Source organism: Vibrio sp. RM-41-2B (assembly GCF_024744415.1).
Lineage (GTDB): Bacteria > Pseudomonadota > Gammaproteobacteria > Enterobacterales > Vibrionaceae > Vibrio > Vibrio diabolicus.
Genome location: NZ_JAMQWD010000007.1, coordinates 90,176 through 106,266 on the forward strand (window position 1 = coordinate 90,176; position 16,091 = coordinate 106,266).

At 41.3% G+C, this 16,091-nt stretch carries 17 protein-coding genes; 7 read left to right on the forward strand and 10 right to left on the reverse strand.

What is annotated here, in order from left to right:
• The first annotated feature begins 312 nt into the window (after positions 1-312).
• Positions 313-1,902: a sensor domain-containing diguanylate cyclase gene (locus NB463_RS08045; protein WP_017634112.1), complete on the forward strand. Its 1,590-nt coding sequence runs from the start codon at positions 313-315 to the stop codon at positions 1,900-1,902.
• Positions 1,903-2,363: 461 nt separating this feature from the next.
• Here NB463_RS08045 and NB463_RS08050 read toward each other — a convergent pair whose 3' ends face one another.
• On the reverse strand, positions 2,364-2,660 hold the full coding sequence (locus NB463_RS08050; protein ID WP_033905393.1) for a YkgJ family cysteine cluster protein: 297 nt from the start codon (positions 2,658-2,660) through the stop codon (positions 2,364-2,366).
• Positions 2,661-2,923: 263 nt separating this feature from the next.
• On the opposite strand from NB463_RS08050, the gene NB463_RS08055 reads away from it, so the two are divergent.
• Together NB463_RS08055 and NB463_RS08060 are read left to right on the forward strand one after the other, a co-directional pair.
• Complete coding sequence (locus NB463_RS08055) at positions 2,924-3,169, forward strand: type II toxin-antitoxin system CcdA family antitoxin (RefSeq protein WP_033905392.1); 246 nt, start codon at positions 2,924-2,926, stop codon at positions 3,167-3,169.
• Positions 3,169-3,486, forward strand: coding sequence for a CcdB family protein (locus NB463_RS08060; RefSeq protein ID WP_033905391.1), 318 nt, complete (start codon positions 3,169-3,171; stop codon positions 3,484-3,486). Before NB463_RS08055 ends, NB463_RS08060 begins: the two co-directional genes overlap by 1 nt.
• Positions 3,487-3,620: 134 nt before the next feature.
• Here the strand turns inward: NB463_RS08060 and NB463_RS08065 are convergent, their stop codons facing one another.
• Positions 3,621-3,848, reverse strand: coding sequence for a permease (locus tag NB463_RS08065; protein WP_230623503.1), 228 nt, complete (start codon positions 3,846-3,848; stop codon positions 3,621-3,623).
• A gap of 125 nt (positions 3,849-3,973) precedes the next feature.
• A complete protein-coding gene (locus NB463_RS08070) occupies positions 3,974-5,152 on the reverse strand; it encodes an RNA-guided endonuclease InsQ/TnpB family protein (RefSeq protein WP_062865624.1) in 1,179 nt (392 codons plus the stop codon).
• Here NB463_RS08070 and tnpA point away from each other — a divergent pair.
• Positions 5,151-5,627, forward strand: coding sequence for an IS200/IS605 family transposase (gene tnpA, locus NB463_RS08075; protein WP_373921273.1), 477 nt, complete (start codon positions 5,151-5,153; stop codon positions 5,625-5,627). The two genes, NB463_RS08070 and tnpA, sit on opposite strands and share 2 nt — an antisense overlap.
• A 120-nt stretch (positions 5,628-5,747) precedes the next feature.
• Here tnpA and NB463_RS08080 read toward each other — a convergent pair whose 3' ends face one another.
• The 3 genes from NB463_RS08080 to NB463_RS08090 form a co-directional block, all read right to left on the reverse strand.
• The gene (locus NB463_RS08080) at positions 5,748-6,191 is read right to left on the reverse strand and encodes a pentapeptide repeat-containing protein (protein WP_258430895.1); all 444 of its coding nucleotides are present in this window, start codon (positions 6,189-6,191) and stop codon (positions 5,748-5,750) included.
• A gap of 57 nt (positions 6,192-6,248) precedes the next feature.
• Entirely contained in the window at positions 6,249-6,641 is a 393-nt protein-coding gene (locus NB463_RS08085; RefSeq protein ID WP_033905388.1) for an ArsR/SmtB family transcription factor, read from the reverse strand.
• Positions 6,642-6,716: 75 nt separating this feature from the next.
• Positions 6,717-7,634, reverse strand: a complete 918-nt coding sequence (locus tag NB463_RS08090; protein WP_074190784.1) for a permease — start codon at positions 7,632-7,634, stop codon at positions 6,717-6,719.
• Between the two features lie 558 nt (positions 7,635-8,192).
• Here NB463_RS08090 and NB463_RS08095 point away from each other — a divergent pair.
• Entirely contained in the window at positions 8,193-8,402 is a 210-nt protein-coding gene (locus tag NB463_RS08095; protein ID WP_033905386.1) for a hypothetical protein, read from the forward strand.
• A 225-nt stretch (positions 8,403-8,627) separates the two neighbouring features.
• Here the strand turns inward: NB463_RS08095 and NB463_RS08100 are convergent, their stop codons facing one another.
• A complete protein-coding gene (locus NB463_RS08100; RefSeq protein WP_165615989.1) occupies positions 8,628-8,792 on the reverse strand; it encodes a hypothetical protein in 165 nt (54 codons plus the stop codon).
• A gap of 472 nt (positions 8,793-9,264) precedes the next feature.
• On the opposite strand from NB463_RS08100, the gene NB463_RS08105 reads away from it, so the two are divergent.
• Positions 9,265-9,477 carry a cold-shock protein gene (locus tag NB463_RS08105; RefSeq protein ID WP_005378997.1) on the forward strand — a complete coding sequence of 71 codons (213 nt, stop codon included), beginning with the start codon at positions 9,265-9,267 and terminating at the stop codon, positions 9,475-9,477.
• A 244-nt stretch (positions 9,478-9,721) separates the two neighbouring features.
• Positions 9,722-12,445 (forward strand): aconitate hydratase AcnA, encoded by a 2,724-nt coding sequence (acnA, locus tag NB463_RS08110; RefSeq protein ID WP_042522702.1) that lies wholly within the window; start codon positions 9,722-9,724, stop codon positions 12,443-12,445.
• Between the two features lie 76 nt (positions 12,446-12,521).
• Here acnA and nhaA read toward each other — a convergent pair whose 3' ends face one another.
• The 3 genes from nhaA to hflK are packed head-to-tail and all read right to left on the reverse strand — an operon-like array spanning position 12,522 to position 15,905.
• A complete protein-coding gene (gene nhaA / locus NB463_RS08115; RefSeq protein ID WP_170902614.1) occupies positions 12,522-13,865 on the reverse strand; it encodes a Na+/H+ antiporter NhaA in 1,344 nt (447 codons plus the stop codon).
• Complete coding sequence (gene hflC, locus NB463_RS08120) at positions 13,858-14,850, reverse strand: protease modulator HflC (protein ID WP_074190782.1); 993 nt, start codon at positions 14,848-14,850, stop codon at positions 13,858-13,860. The genes nhaA and hflC overlap by 8 nt, the downstream gene beginning before the upstream one ends.
• Entirely contained in the window at positions 14,847-15,905 is a 1,059-nt protein-coding gene (gene hflK / locus NB463_RS08125) for an FtsH protease activity modulator HflK (RefSeq protein ID WP_033905383.1), read from the reverse strand. Before hflK ends, hflC begins: the two co-directional genes overlap by 4 nt.
• Between the last annotated feature and the right edge of the window lie 186 nt (positions 15,906-16,091).

A 16,091-nucleotide genomic window follows, 5' to 3' on the forward strand; every position in this document is an offset into this window, starting at 1 on the left:
GCATATCAAGCTAGCAATATATCAATTAGATTTTCAAAACAACATATTAAACACATGCTTTTACGGATTAAGTTGACGTTTCGTCGTAACAAGAACCTCTAATTGCCCCCATCCTAATATTGTTCAGGTCTAGAGCTTAGTTGCTGTATGTTTACCATCTATGTTGCTTATATGAGTTTCAAGAAATATATAAGCTAATAAGGAAGTTGCATATCAAACATGGCTGAACTGTCAAATCTGTTCAAACTGGATTTAATCGATTTACAGTTACGAGTAGAATCACTTTTAATAGACCAATGGATGACTTAATTTATGGAATACCTGGGTGAATCAAAGCGGCTGAGAGATAAGTTAAATTTAAGACAACTGATACTATTTTTAAGCATCTTTAGTATGATGGTCACCCTTCTAAACGCTTTTTACTCCATATATCATGTTCAACGTGAACTAACTGTCACTAACACCATTGAATCCAATCGTGTTTATGCTGAAAAAATGGCCAGAATGACGGACACTTTCATTGAATCAGCACTATCACAATTGGAGTACAGCGCACTTATGCTTAGAAGCAAGGTGCGAGATACAGATGAGTTGCAACAAGAAGTGGATCGGTTGAGGCTCCAAACCAATGCCTTTAACTCTGTAGTCATCGTCAATGCGAAGGGAATTATTGTTGCCGTTTCACCTGAAGCAATACAAGTGAAAGGTGTCCAATTAACAAGTGAAAGTTCGCTACAATCATTGAAAGCTAAGTCTCCAATCGTGACTGATCCCTTCGTATCTCCTGCAGGTAATTATCTGATAAGTATTTCCCACCCTATTTTCTCCGAACAAAAAGAGTATTTAGGATATGTCAGTGGCTCTATTTATCTCGATAAGAAGAACATGTTAATGAGCATACTTGGGCAACATAGCTATAGAGATGGGTCATACCTCTACGTTGTGGATAAGAATCAGACATTGATCTATCACCCTGATCGGCAAAGAGTGGGAGAAGTCATTGTTAATAATGACGCGATAAATGATGTTATTCAGGGAAATAAAGGTGGTAAAGCCATCATTAACTCCAAGGGTATTGATATGCTTACTGGGTACGCACCAGTTAATGCTTCAGGTTGGGGGATAGTTGCACAGAAATCAGAAGGCTTAACTTTTTCTGTACTTAACGACCAAATGTGGGATGTGCTTGTAGAAACTTTTCCAATTGGAGCCATCACGCTTTTAGTTATTTGGATATCTGCGGCTTTTATCTCAAAACCGTTGTGGCAGCTAGCTAATGTAGTCAAAAGCTTTGAAAACCGTACTTCTGCTATACGAGACTTAAATGAAGTTAAACCTTGGTATTTTGAAGCTTCACATCTAAAGTGTTCATTTCTCAGCGCATTCAACATTGTATCCAACACCATTGACCAACTGCATATCGATACTTTAACGGATTCAATGACTGGGCTGTTAAACCGTCGAGGTTTAGATAAAGCCATTGATAACTTGCGTATACAAAACACTCCATTTTCTGTGCTCGCTCTGGATGTTGACTATTTCAAAAAAGTCAATGATACCTTTGGCCATGATGCCGGTGATGCCTTACTTGTCAGTGTGGCAAATATTATCAAGGCTCAGGCGAGAGAGATGGATATTGTCTGCCGCTCTGGCGGAGAGGAGTTTATGGTCTTTTTAGTTAAAACTGACATACGTCAAGCTGAATACGTTGCTGAGAGAATCCGAAAAGCCATTGATTCAAACGAGTTTGATGTTGTAGGTCACGTGACTATTTCTATCGGCATGTCTCAATGGTTTGCAGAAAGAGAACCGATCAACGCTATTCTTAAAGGTGCTGATGATGCGCTTTACCAGGCAAAACATAACGGTAGAAATAGAACTGAGGTGCATAAGGTCAACTGACTCGATCAATTTAATGTGTCATTTACTTTAGGTTCGTTGTAACTTAATTCAGACTTAGCGAACATATAAAGTTCACAACTTCAAGATACCTTTACTCTTAAAATTCAAGTGTATTAGGTTGAGCTGTCTCATAAGAATTTTTTTGTCAAGTCAAGCAAGCGAAACTTGTTACCAAGCTTCGTCTATCTCGTAATCCAACATGTAAGTAGTCTCGATGTAAAAAACATAATCTTTTACAGGTTAGCTCATTTCTCGTTCCTCAAGTTGCGAGTAGTAAGAAATGCTATCTGCTTCTAAAGCTTTATTTTACTGGATTGAGCTCGAACCCAATTTTAAGAGTAAGTAACGTAATATTGCAGCACCTTAATTATAAACATCAAACGCATATTGAAATTGCCGCGTGTGCCGAATCATTCTTGAGCGATTAATTTTACGAACAAAACAAACCTTAGCAATATGATTTATATGAACTTATCTCGCTCATCCAAACATTCATCTGAAGCCATTTCAAACTCGCGACATATCCAAGGACGATTTTCATAAATTTTGCACATTAAGCTATCTCTATCTAAAGCAGCACACCAACCATCACTTAGACGCAGCATTGCCTCACTACCATACTGATCACGTTTGATGAATTGTTCTGGTACTCCCGTATCAGAAATGATCATTACTTCAAGCCGACAACAGCATGCTTTACAGTTAGAACAAGATATATTTGAGGAATAAGCTGGTGTAGAAAAGGTGGGTATGTTCATAAGTAGCTACATTTTGATTAATTACACATAATACCGTAATTTAGTACAAACTACCTTACTTCTGATGTTCGCTACCTTGTGGATCATAATGCCCTGTAAAGGTATCAACCACGCTAATACCTTAGTTAAACAATTGTGTCATAAACACTAAACTGGCTTGGAGTGAAAGCGCCAAGTGTTACGAAGTCATCTCGAACAGTTTGTTATATGCTTGTATTGCACCTATAATTTATGCGCACACACAATACGCACAGGTTACTATCATGAGAAACGCATATAGTACGCAAGCACCAAAGAAAGCTACAAACTTAAGCTTAAACAGTGAGTTACTTGCGGAGGCTAAACGCTTAAATATAAACCTTTCGGCAACAATGGAAAAGGCACTTGAAAAAGAAGTACGTCAACGCCTTAAAGCTGAATGGTTAAAGCAAAATTCTGAGGCCATTAATGCTTGTAACGAGCTAACTGAAAATCACGGACTATTTTCTGATTCTTACCGAGTATTCTAATGTCACAATTCTCGCTATACAAAAACAACGATAAAAACACTGCAACCGCATATCCATACTTTGTTGACGTTCAAAGTGGATTGCTGGATACATTGAACACTCGGTTAGTTATTCCGTTGACGCCTATTGAGCTGTTAGAGAAAAAAGCACCCAGTCATCTATGCCCCATAATCCATATTGATGAAGGTGACTTCGTAATTCTGACGCATCAAATGGCAAGTGTACCAACCAAAATTCTAAGAGAACCTGTAAGCAATCTAAGCACTTTTAGAGACGAGATCATCTCTGCTATCGACTTTCTTATTACGGGCATATAACGCCAGCCACGCAATCACGACACTTAACTTGGACGCCGTAAACACTAAACTTGACCCAAACTAAAAATGCCAAGCGTGGGGAATCACTCTTAAATGCTTTCATTTCTATCCCCTAAAATTGCCAGAATGGTAAGTTAAATATCCACCCCATAACAGTAAACGCTGTTAGCAGTAGACCAAAAAGAAATCCCAGTAAGCCGCCATTGTATCACTTGTTTCAGCATGACAAATTCAGGGATACTCGCAGCGACAGTGCTCATACAAAACGCTAATGTCGTACTAATGGGAAGACCATTTCTCAGTAGACTCTCCATGATAGGAATCACCCCCGTCGCATTAGAATACAGAGGGATACCAATCAATACTGAAACTGGAACCGACCACCACTGACCTGCGCCTAATTGACATCCTCCCCTAGCTGATTCGCTAGGGGATTCCCATTACATGGGCGCACGCTAAATTGCTTTAGGTGCAAGTTCCTGATTCATCAAGCGGCTAACGCCGACTCTCCACAGGCTAACAAGCGGTGTCCCCGCTCTAAAATATTTAATGCGCCAACAATATCTGCATTGTTGGTGTAACCACACTTAATACACTCAAAATGAGATTGAGTTTTACGGTTATCTTTCGATACATGACTGCAACAAGGGCAGGTTTGGCTTGTGTATTGCGCTGGCACAGCGACAACTAAACCACCATTCCATAATTGCTTGTACTCTAGTTGTCTTCTGAACTCATACCAACCCTGATCAAGTATTGATTTGTTCAGCCCTGACTTAGCTTTCACGTTTTTACCGTGCTTTTCTGCATTGCCTTTTGCTGACTTAGACATGTTTGATACACGTAAGTCCTCAATCACTATCATCGCGTGGTTCTTGCTGATTTGATGTGAGGCTTTATGTAAGTAGTCCTTGCGACAATTCGCAATGAGAGTGTGTAGCTTTTGAATTTTGGCTTTCTGTTTCTGCCAGTTAGCAGAAAACTTAACCTTTCTTGATAGCTTGCGCTGTTCGACAGCTAAGCGCTTTTCATGCTTACGGAATGCGTTAAGCGGTTTTAGATATGAGCCGTCTGACAATGTGACTAACTTGGCAACACCCATATCAATACCAACGGCAGAGCTAGAGGTATGCTTAGGTTCATCAATTTCTTGCTCAACTTGGAACGAGATATACCAGTGACCAGACTTAAAACTAACAGTACAGTTCTTAATGTTGCCTTGTACTTCTTGTGATTTGCGAAACTTCAGCCAGCCAAGCTTGCTCGGTAGCTTTACACGCTTACCATCTAGTTCGCAGTATTTGTTGAAGTTAACAAAGCGCACTGAATCTTGGTTTTTGCCTTTATTTTTAAATCTAGGCTTATCAGCAGCTAATGACTTGTCGAAGCATCGCATCCAAGCCGTATGAAGGTCTTTGAGCTTTTGCTGTAGATTGTCAGTGTATGCCTCTTTGAGCCAAGCAAGATCGTCTTCTTTCTTCCATTGCGTGAGTTGCTTACACAGTTCAGCGTAGTTCGGGATCTTCTCGCCAGAGTCCAACTTGTTTAAGCAGTGGCGCAAGCCTTGATTCCACACAAATCGAGCATGACCGCAAAGCACAGCAAGTCTAGCCGCTTGGGTAGCGGTAGGTTCTAACCGAAATTTGTATGCTTTGCGTATTAACATGACAATCAGTGTGAATCTTGATAATATATTTATATTATCAACTTACATACAAAAGACAATATCAGTGTGCGATAATTTTAATAAGGGTAGGCATAGTTGTTATTCACTGCATTTACATATCGTTTTCGTGACAAAATACAGAAAGAAAGTGTTTGGAGATTTGCATCTACAAAGTCTTGAGGCGACTTTCAGGGAGCTTTGTTTGGGCTTTGATGCGGAGCTAAAGGAATTTAACGGAGAGCCTGACCATGTTCATTTGCTAATATCAACATCTCCGAATACACCTAGCGTTGCAAAATTGGTGAACTCGTTAAAAGCAACCAGTTCACGCAGGATTCGCAGGGAATTTAATGATGTAGCAGGAGCGTTTGGTAAGAATGTGCTTTGGAGTCGGTCTTACTTTGCTGGAACATGTGGAGGTGCGCCACTAACTGTTATTCGTCAGTACATCGAGCAACAGGATAGACCGCATTAAGGCGCTATCGCACCTTTGGCTATTCCCCTCCCTGCTCTTTCGCAGGGAGCACCCTAGCCATTAAAGGTGGTACTACTATGCGGAACACATCCATAGGTAACTCGATGATCAGAGTAACTTTTATGTGGTGAAGCACTGCTGGTTTGGGTTACGTAGTTCAATGATGGTATTACTTTGATCAACACGGTTAAATGCCTCATCACTTATATTTTCGTGATCAAAATCAGTACGAAATAGATCCGCACGATACAAATCGACCTTACTCATTTGTGCATAACTCATGTCTGCGTTTCTCAAATCCGCATCGCGGAACGTTGCGTTGTTCAGGTTAGCGTGACTGAAATTGGCATAAGTAATGTCAGCCTCATTCATATTCGTACCTGATAAATTGGCGCCACTGAAGTTGGTGCGGGTGAGATTGGCGCAACGCAAATCAGCATTTTTAATTGTACGATTGCTTAGGTCGGCATTACATAATTGTGCACGCTCACCGCCTTGCTTGTCTAACCACAGTTTGTGTTGCTCAAGAACTGAATCAAGCTCTTGTTGAGTGTATGTATTCATACTTCACACCTCTATTCTCATAGGGGATACCAATATTAGGCCCCCCTTTATCTTGATTTAGCTAATCTTGCTGTGCCATATCTCGCTATCTGGGCCAATAACACATTCGCCGTCTACTCTCATTGATAACCGAATAAGACAGCGTTTGGCCACTTCCTTGAAATCGTCTTCGGGTAAATGTCTTACCGAGTCGACCAAGGCTTGACAATGCGGGGCGGTTTGCTCTTTTAAAGTGTAGAAAACCCATTTCCCCTTTTTCTCGTGGTTCAGGAGGCCAGCTTTGTAAAGTATTTTAAGATTACGAGATACGTTGTATTGAGTTTCACCAATGATGTCCATTGCTTCAGCTACTGCCATGCATTCATCAACATGCAGGAACAACCAGAACAATCGCAATCGATTTGGTTCTGATAAGGCTTTTAACGAATCAATGTATTTTTCATCCATCATGGTTTTACCCTTTCAACTGATTGGCGCCACTCTCGATGAGTGGCGCGAGTTTTATATTGTTCAGAGTAACCGATTTTACACAACGTATTGGAAGATAGCGCCCCCAATGATCGCTGTCGTTAAGACTATCCCTACAAACGCGATTACTGCTTTTCTTTTTAGAACTGCAGATACTAACGCGATTTCAGGCAAACTGGCACCTGTACCGCCAATAATTAGTGCCAATGCGGCCCCTAAGCCCATTCCTTTAGCTATTAACACGTTAAGTAGCGGGATCGCCATCTCGATACGTAGGTAAAGCGGGATACCAATAAATGAAGCCACCACGATAGATTGGAAGCTATCACCACCCACATATTTATCTACTAAGTCCGCTGGTAGGTAAACCGCAGAGAATCCGCTGATCGCTGCACCTAACAATACGTATGGGATTATTCGTTTGAATAAAGACCAAGCTCCAGCCATTGCATTGCGCGGTCTTGAGGTAGAAGAAAGTGCTGCGCCACAAGTAGAAGTGTTGCTGCCGCATCCTTTACTTTTGTTGTCTTCTAATTCATCGGCACGCTTGATTTCATTTTTCCAAGGCGACTTGGAGATCACGTAGCCACCCAATACCGCAGCGGTGAACGTCACCAAGAAGTACACCACAGTGATCTTTAATCCGAAAGTGGCATACACCATCGCTAATACAATGAAGTTACACAATGGTGCAGAAATAATGAAGCTCATTACTGTACCCAAGGATGCGCCCATTGATGCCATTGCCATGGTTACAGGAACAACCGCAGCACTACAAAATGGGGTTAACATGCCAAACAGTGTACCCAAAAGGGTTCCCCATTTATCGTGTTTGGTCAGCGCTGATTGGAGTTTTTTTTGGGGGATGTATTCGCGCATGATGCCGGTTAAAAGTGACACGATGGCGATGATAAGAACTAAGCCTTTCGCTACATAAAAGAACTCGTTGAACGCAATAAGTAATTTAGTATCCAAAATTGTAATCTCTAGCAAGTAAAAAGAGATTTTGGATAATATACATACATGCACGATTGTGCAAGTGTGTATATTATTTTATTAGTCGTTAGAGATCGATAGGCTTGCTTATGACCTATAGTTTATTGTCGAAAGATATTTATTAAGTATTGGAAAAAGTATGGGCGTTTCAGATCACGGCATGCTCAATATTTGCCCATAGAAAGACCTTGTCTTCAATAGATAATCCCTAAACACAGTCTACACCAACGACATGTCTGGACAGGGCATCATATCTTGAAGAGAGCGGCATTGAGTTGTTAAAACAATGGTGGGCGATGACAAATGTCAGTCATAGTGCGCGTTGGTATGTGGATTTGGAGAGTACAGCGAGAGTCGATCAGCATCATAATATTGAAAGGCGGAGAAGTAGACTTTGCGTTCATATTTCTTGATAATCAGCTGCTTGGTTAGTCAGTTTGATCCCAGAAGGCGAAGTTAGTTAGAACGCTCAAGCATGAAAAAGTGCTATATTGAATACATCACATCTTCACGCCCCCCCACAAAAGGAATTATACTATGCCGACCTACCAGGTCACTTACTTCAACGCGAAACACGCCGTAATGGATAGCGAATCTATATTCATGAAAAGTCTAACCAACGCAAAGCGTTCCGCAGAGCATCATGCACCAGAGGGTACTGACCAAATTGAAATCAAAGATTTAATGGATAAAGTTCTGACTCGATTGATGCTTGAACAAGGCTGGGTTGATAACATCGAAGACTGATATTGCCGAGCAATCACGGTTCGTTTGGAGTGTCATCAATAAATACACAGGCTTGCTTAGTTTTTCGTACTAGCCTTTGACAAAATTTAATTTGTTTGTCTGTCAAAGCTTGTTCACGGTTGAGTTGGTCGAGTAAACCTGAAAGCATGTCTCTTTCCAAGTTACTCAGTTTTTCAGAATGCATGAGGAGTGTCGTATTGATAAGTTCAGAGAGGTTTCTTGAACTCACAATCCCCATTCCTTATTCCACTTCTTTTGTTCCTCAATATCTTCTGTTCGTTTGCGGACATCCTTTCTCTTAAGCTCTTCTGGTATCCATTTAATCCTTTTTCCTTTCGGATTAAGACCAAGTTGTTTCTGCTTTTGTGTCGGGTTAGGTAATTTGCTCACATATAATCCTATTTTGATGGTTGACTGAATTTCGCACCGCATCCACGTTGGCTATGAAATAAACAATGATACTACACAAGTCAGCATAAAATAGACAAAAGTGAGTAGCACTAGTTAAATTAGCATTGTAAGTATCGCAAAAACTAGCTAGTTGCAACTTCGGCTATTTGCTCGCAGTCGGCATAAAGTCGTTTTTTGTTAGCGAATGCATTGGAAACTTACTAATGCTTTTTAAAATCATAACCTTACAGCCAAATTAAAATATGACCGAAGACTAAACTAACTATTTTCAATTTAAGACTTATACTTAAAGTAGCTCCGCGAATTTGAGTTATTTTTTCATTATAAAACAAGTTTCCTTTCACAGTTATTTTCGAAATTTTTCGTTTAACTTCTGCGACAGCCCTCTTGAGTGACTATGAAATAGCTCTAGTTACCAGAGCCTTAACCTATAGGATTAGTCGAGGTATATATGTCTGACAGAGAAACTGGATCAGTAAAATGGTTTAACGAGAATAAAGGCTTTGGATTTATCACCAAAGATAGTGATGGCAAGGATATTTTTGTCCATTTCCGTTCGATTTCGTCTGATGGGTTTAAGACCCTGTTGGAAGGGCAAAAAGTAAGTTTTGAAGTTGAACCAGGTGAGAAAGGACCGCACGCAACAAACGTGGCTCTCATCTAGATACGGCTGAAGGCATAGCAATCAAAAGCTTTGCCTTCATTTTTTGTCTAGTTATTGTTTGATGGTAAAAGTCCATTCCAACTTCTTCCTTCTTTTCGAAATTCAACTCTGGTCCTTTCAGGTTATAGATTTTCAGCTGATCAAAGCTATTTGGATATGGGAAATATAAAAGTGTCCCAGAAAACAGTCTATGACAAGGAGGTGCCTTTTATAAAGGTCAACCATCATTGAAAGGAAACAAATCATGATACCCACCAACGAGAAAACATGGCGCCAAACATATCTAAGTTCACTGAATTTAAAAGGTACAGAATACAGATACTGGTCATTAAAAAAACTTGCCCAAGATTATCAAGTAAACCTGTCCAAAATTCCCGTAACTAAACGTCTGCTTATTGAAAATGTAATGCGACAAACCTCTGATTTAAAAGAGTCATCTCAAATTATTGAAGCATTGCTCTTTAAAAATAAGGCTCTCGACTCAGAGAGCAACGGTAATTCATCAGAATTAAGTTTCTATCCTAGTAGAGTACTGATGCAGGACTATACTGGGATACCTGCTTTAGTCGATTTAGCCGCAATAAGAGATGCAGTAGCTCAAGAAGGCGGAGATCCGAGTTATGTAACGCCTAAATGTCCGGTTGATCTTGTCATAGACCATTCGTTAATTGTTTATCAATCAGGTTCAGAATCTTCGATACAAACAAATCGCGCACATGAAATGGCACGAAATAGAGAGCGTTATACATTTCTAAAATGGGCACAAAAGAACTTCCGTAACTTGACAGTGATCCCTCCCGGTAAGGGGATATGCCATCAAGTTAATCTGGAATATCTATCTCAAGTTGTGCGCGAAGACGAAAAAAGAGTGTTAACACCAGACACGGTAATAGGAACCGATAGCCACACCACTATGATAAACGGGTTAGGCGTGTTGGGTTGGGGAGTGGGAGGCATAGAAGCCGAAGCTGCAATGCTTGGTCAGCCACTAAATATCGCTATCCCACGAGTTGTCGGAGTACGTCTTGATGGGCAATTGCGTCCCGGTGTGACTGCGACCGATTTGGTTTTGACGATCACAGAAAGGTTAAGGTCTCATGGCGTGGTTGGTAAGTTCGTTGAGTACTATGGTGACGGCTTAGCAACTCTATCGGTGGCAGACCGAGCAACGCTTGCCAATATGGCACCAGAGTATGGAGCCACTTGCGGATTTTTCCCAATTGATGAAAATACTATCGCCTATTTAACCCTGACAAACCGCCCTTCTTCACTGATTGATAGAGTGCGGGCGTACGCTCTAGAGCAAGATCTATGGTGGGATACAAACCGCCCTTCACCAGAGTATGACGAAAATGTTGTAGTCGATTTATCTGCTATCGGTACCTCAATAGCAGGGCCCAAACGACCTCAAGACAGACTTAATATCAGCGCCATTAAGCAAGCGACTCTTGACCAATGTGCTATTGAAGGTGCCGCAAACTCAAGCCAGCCAGGCTCATCCAGACCCTTACATAATGGTGATGTCGTCATTGCAGCTATCACCTCGTGCACTAACACGTCAAACCCCGCTGTTATGCTGACTGCGGGTTTGGTGGCTAAGGCAGCAGTTAAAAAAGGGTTAACCATTCCTAGCTACGTCAAAACTTCTCTCGCCCCCGGTTCATTAGCTGTCGCTCGATATCTCAATGATACGGGTTTGCAAGACTACCTCGACCTATTGGGATTTCATCGAGTTGGATACGGTTGCACAACATGCATTGGTAACTCTGGCCCATTAAAAAACAATCTTGAAACTGAGATCTTGGAAAACAGCCTGAATGTATCGGCGGTATTATCAGGTAATCGCAACTTTGAAGGTAGAGTACACCCCTCTGTTAGCCTAAACTGGCTTGCCTCGCCACCTTTAGTCGTCGCATTTGCGTTAGCGGGTACGACCTGTATTGACTTAGAAATAGACCCAATTGCGCTCAATACTAACAACGAGCCCGTCTATCTAAAAGATCTGTGGCCAAGCCAAGCCATGCTAGATGAAATGCTAAATCAAGTCCATGAGAGCCACTTTAGATTGAGTTACAGCGACATTACTGAAGGTGATGAAGAGTGGGAGCAATTGTCAATGAAAGATAGCCCCTGCTACCCTTGGGACGAAGGCTCCACTTACATACAACGCCCTCCTTTTTTGGAAGTACCACCGCCGACTTTTCCTGTTGAATCAGCGCGTGTATTAGCCATTTTGGGGGATTCAATTACGACCGACCATATTTCACCAGCAGGCCGCATTTCAGAGCATAGTCCGGCGGGTCAATATCTACTTTCAAAAAACATCACACCCGAAGAGTTTAATAGTTATGGTTCACGCCGAGGAAATCATCACATCATGGTTCGTGGGACTTTTTCAAATGTACGTTTGGAAAACAAAATCGCCTTACCGACGATAGGCGGTGTCACGCGATGTTATGGCGATACCAAACTGGATGACTGTAACATGTCAACCACTGAGAAAGCTCCTCCCATCATTCCTATTTACGACGCCAGCAGGAGGTCAATCGAACTTAACGTTCCGTTGGTAATATTTGCTGGCAAAGACTATGGTTCAGGCTCTAGTCGTGACTGGGCGGCAAAAGGTTGTTTGTTATTGAATGTGAAAGCGGTCATCGCGGAATCGTTTGAGCGAATTCATCGTAGTAATTTAGTCGGTATGGGCATACTGCCTCTTCAACTGATGCGACCAGATGAATTAAATTCACTGACTTTAGAGGGTAATGAGACTGTTTTTATTGCCCCCCACGAACCTATTAAGCCGTTATTGGAGCTCAATATTATCGTAGTAACAGCGCAAGGTGCTGAGCTCACCATACCTGTTACTGCTCGTATAGATAACCCTAAGGAACTGGAGTATTTTAACTCGGGGGGTATTCTTCAATATGTTCTGAAGCAGCTGACAGCTAATATTCCTAAAATGTCATAGTGAAGTCTCGCGTCTTAGATTACGGGGTAGCAGTCTGCGGTAGTTTTTCACCGCAGACTGTCTATACATTTCAGATTCAGATGTTGTTCTGTTTTTCTCTTACAGAGAAATACCGTAAAAAAGTGAGACCGAGTAAAGCTGAACAGATGGAAGCTGAGAAAATTCCAAGTTTTGCTGCATTAATTTGATCAGGGCTATAGGCTAACTCTGAGATAAACAAGGCCATCGTAAAGCCAATGCCAGCCAACATCCCCCCCCCAAAAATCATTCCCCAATTCATATTTTCTGGAAGCATGGCTAACCGGAGTCTTACGGATATCCAACTGAACAGCACAATACCTATAGGCTTGCCAAAAACAAAACCCAAAAAGACAGCAAAAGTAATTGGAGAAGTCGCGTTCGTACTGGTTAGTGAAATCCCAGCATTAGCAAAGGCGAATAGTGGTAAAATGATAAACCCGACCCAAGGATGAAGTAACATTTCTAAGCGCTCGACCGGTGAAAGCGTTTCACGGGCCGCCGCAGCAGCTGTCCTTAAAGTCTCTCCTTCAATCTTATCTCCGCTCCATTGCTTCATAGGAGATGATGCCACTATTGAGTCCACAATAGTGGAGAGGTGTTGCTTGCTGACCCACTTATTTGTGGGGGTTAATAAGCCTAGAATCACACCAGTAATTGTCGGATGTATACCAGACATGTCGACCGACAACCATATCATTCCTCCAACAAGAGAGAAGAGTACAATACTGCGAACTCCCAAGAAGCTCATACCTCGAACAATAATAAAACCTATCAATGCATAAACCACGGGCCGCCATTCAATGTCATTACCATAACCAATAGCCACAACAAAGATTGCGCCAATATCATCGACTACGGCCATTGATAACATGAATATTCGTAAGCTACTCGGAATACTTCGTCCTAAGAGTGCTAGGCACCCGATTACAAATGCGGTATCCGTCGCCATCACAGTCCCCCAACCATGATGCCCTGGCTCACCAAATTGGATAAATAAATAGAAAAGAGGAGGTAACAACATCCCACCAAGAGCGGCAGCAATGGAAAGTACAGCTAATTTTGGATTACGAAGTTCACCCAGCACCAACTCACGCTTAAGTTCTAAGGCAATGAGAAAGAAAAACAAAGTCATTCCAGCATCGTTTATCCATTTGTGTAAAGAACGCTCAAAGACTAAATCACCGAAAGTAATCCCTACCGAAATCTGCCAAAAATGAGCAAACTCTTCACTTAGATTTGAATTGGCAAGTAAAACAGCAAGTACTGCTGAAACAAATAGAACAATGCCTGCTGCGGATTCAATATGTATAAAACGGTTTACTGGTTGAGCAACCCAATCAATGTACTCTTTGGGTAATCGAGTCGGATTAGTTGGTACTATTGGGATTTTTTTACTCATTGTTTTCAACTGTAGGTATTAAGTTACCTTCAATGCTATTGAGAAACCTGAATATGTCACTGTTAGTAGATAAAACAAGCGTTGTATTTTCTGAAATGATAGTTGAGTAAGACTGCATTGTTCGCGTGAACTCATAAAGGTCTCTCGCTTGAGGGCTTTTATTGTAAGCTAACGAATAAATTTCGGCGGCTTTGGCATCAGCTTGTCCGCGAATCTCTTCGACTTCACGATAGGCTTCAGACTGGATTTTATTCAAATCTCTGATGCGGTCACCACGAATCCTCGCTGCTTCCCCATTCCCTTCGGATAAAAAACGTTCCGCGATTTGCCGACGTTCACTAATCATTCGTTCGTAAATTTTAGGGCGAACACTTTCATTGTAATTAATACGTTTGAAGCGAATATCGAGCAATTCAATACCAAATATCTTTATTTTTTCTGACGCAGCAGAGAATATTTCTTGTTCTACTAGTTGACGCCCTTTTTTAATAGGAACAAGGGTGCCAATTTTTAACTCTCCGTCACTGTCACTTAATAAGGCATCTCGTAACGGTTTTCTGTTTTTGTTGGTACGAATTATTTCGATTAGTTCATGCTTTGCGACAGCATTTCGCGTCTCACTTCCTAAAATATCGTCAAGACGAGATTGTGCACTACGCTCATCTTTGATTCTTAAAAAGTATTGAAGTGGGTCGGTTATTCGCCATCGAGCGAATAAATCAACTGAAATATACAGCTTATCTTTTGTGGGCATATCGGAAGGGTTGCCATCCCACTCCAACACTCTTTTGTCTATAGTGTTAATCTCATGAATGAATGGCATTTTTATCTTTAACCCGGCATCCACAACAGGTTCTCCTATTGGCTTACCAAACTGAGTAATAATGACCTGTTGTACTTCACTCACGGTGTAAAGTGCGTTGTATATACCAAGAGAGACACATAAAACTAATGCGGTTATGACTCCTATTTTTTTCGGTTTCATTGTGCATCTCCTTGTGTCTTATTGAGATTAAGTAAAGGTAAGATATTGTTTGCTCGCTCATCAATGATAATTTTGGCCCGAATATTCGGTAATACAGCTTGCATGGTTTCTAAGTAGATTCTTCGTTTGGTCACTTCTGGAGCTTTAACGTACTCAAACAATAGTGCATTAAATCGCGCTGTATCCCCCTCGGCTTCATTCACTCTTTTTAAACGATAACCATCAGCCTCTCTGATCCTTTGATCTTTTTCTCCTAAAGCTAAAGGGATCACTTTGTTGTAATCTCGACGAGCTTCATTAATAAGCTTTTCTTTTTCCTGTTGGGCTTGGTTCACTTCGTTAAATGATGCCTGAACAGGTTGAGGAGGGTTGATGTTTTTCAATTGCACTTGGTCAATACTGATTCCTAAGGCATATTTCGTTGAGAGCGCCTGCATTTTTGAAAGCGCTTCATATTCAATTTCTTGTCGGCCTATTGTGATCACTTCATCCACAGTTCTATCCCCGACAACTTCACGCATTACGGACTCAGAAACATATCGAAGCGTTTCACTAGGTTCCCGGACTTCGAACAAAAACTTAATAGGTTCAGAAATTCGATATTGAACCACCCACTCCACAAGGGCAGCATTTAAATCACCAGTGACCATTTGTGTCTCTTGGCGACGATCGTTCACTCTGGGACTTTGGTGAGGATCATTAGCTCCTGGCGTCGTAAAACCAAACTCTTGTTTCAGCTGACGTTTAACTGGAACTATTTTTACCGTGTCAATACCAAGTGGAACCTTGATATGGAGCCCCGCAGGAACATTATTTACATACTTACCAAAGCGTTGTATGACAGCGACAGAATCACTTGGAACGGTATAAAATGTTGACCATAAAATGAGAACTAAAAATAAAATAATAAATGGAGAAAAAAAGCTCGACGGTCCGCCACCGATAAGAATTTTCTTGAAGTGCTGAAGAATAGTATGAAAAGCTTTTTTCAAATGTGGAGGATCTTGCTGACCTCCGCCCCAGGGGTTTCCTGAAGAATTGTTACTTGGGAGCATGAGCATGCCCTCCGGCTATAGGTAAGGAATTTGACCTATGCAAAATTGAATGAGGTAGGTAGCGCTTAATCAACTAGAGTAAATTGTGTGCAGTTTACGATTAGTTACTAAGTGTTGCCTTAGGATAGGGACGGTCTATTTAAACTTCTAATATAATCAGAAATTATTAGCTTGTATGATTTCTAA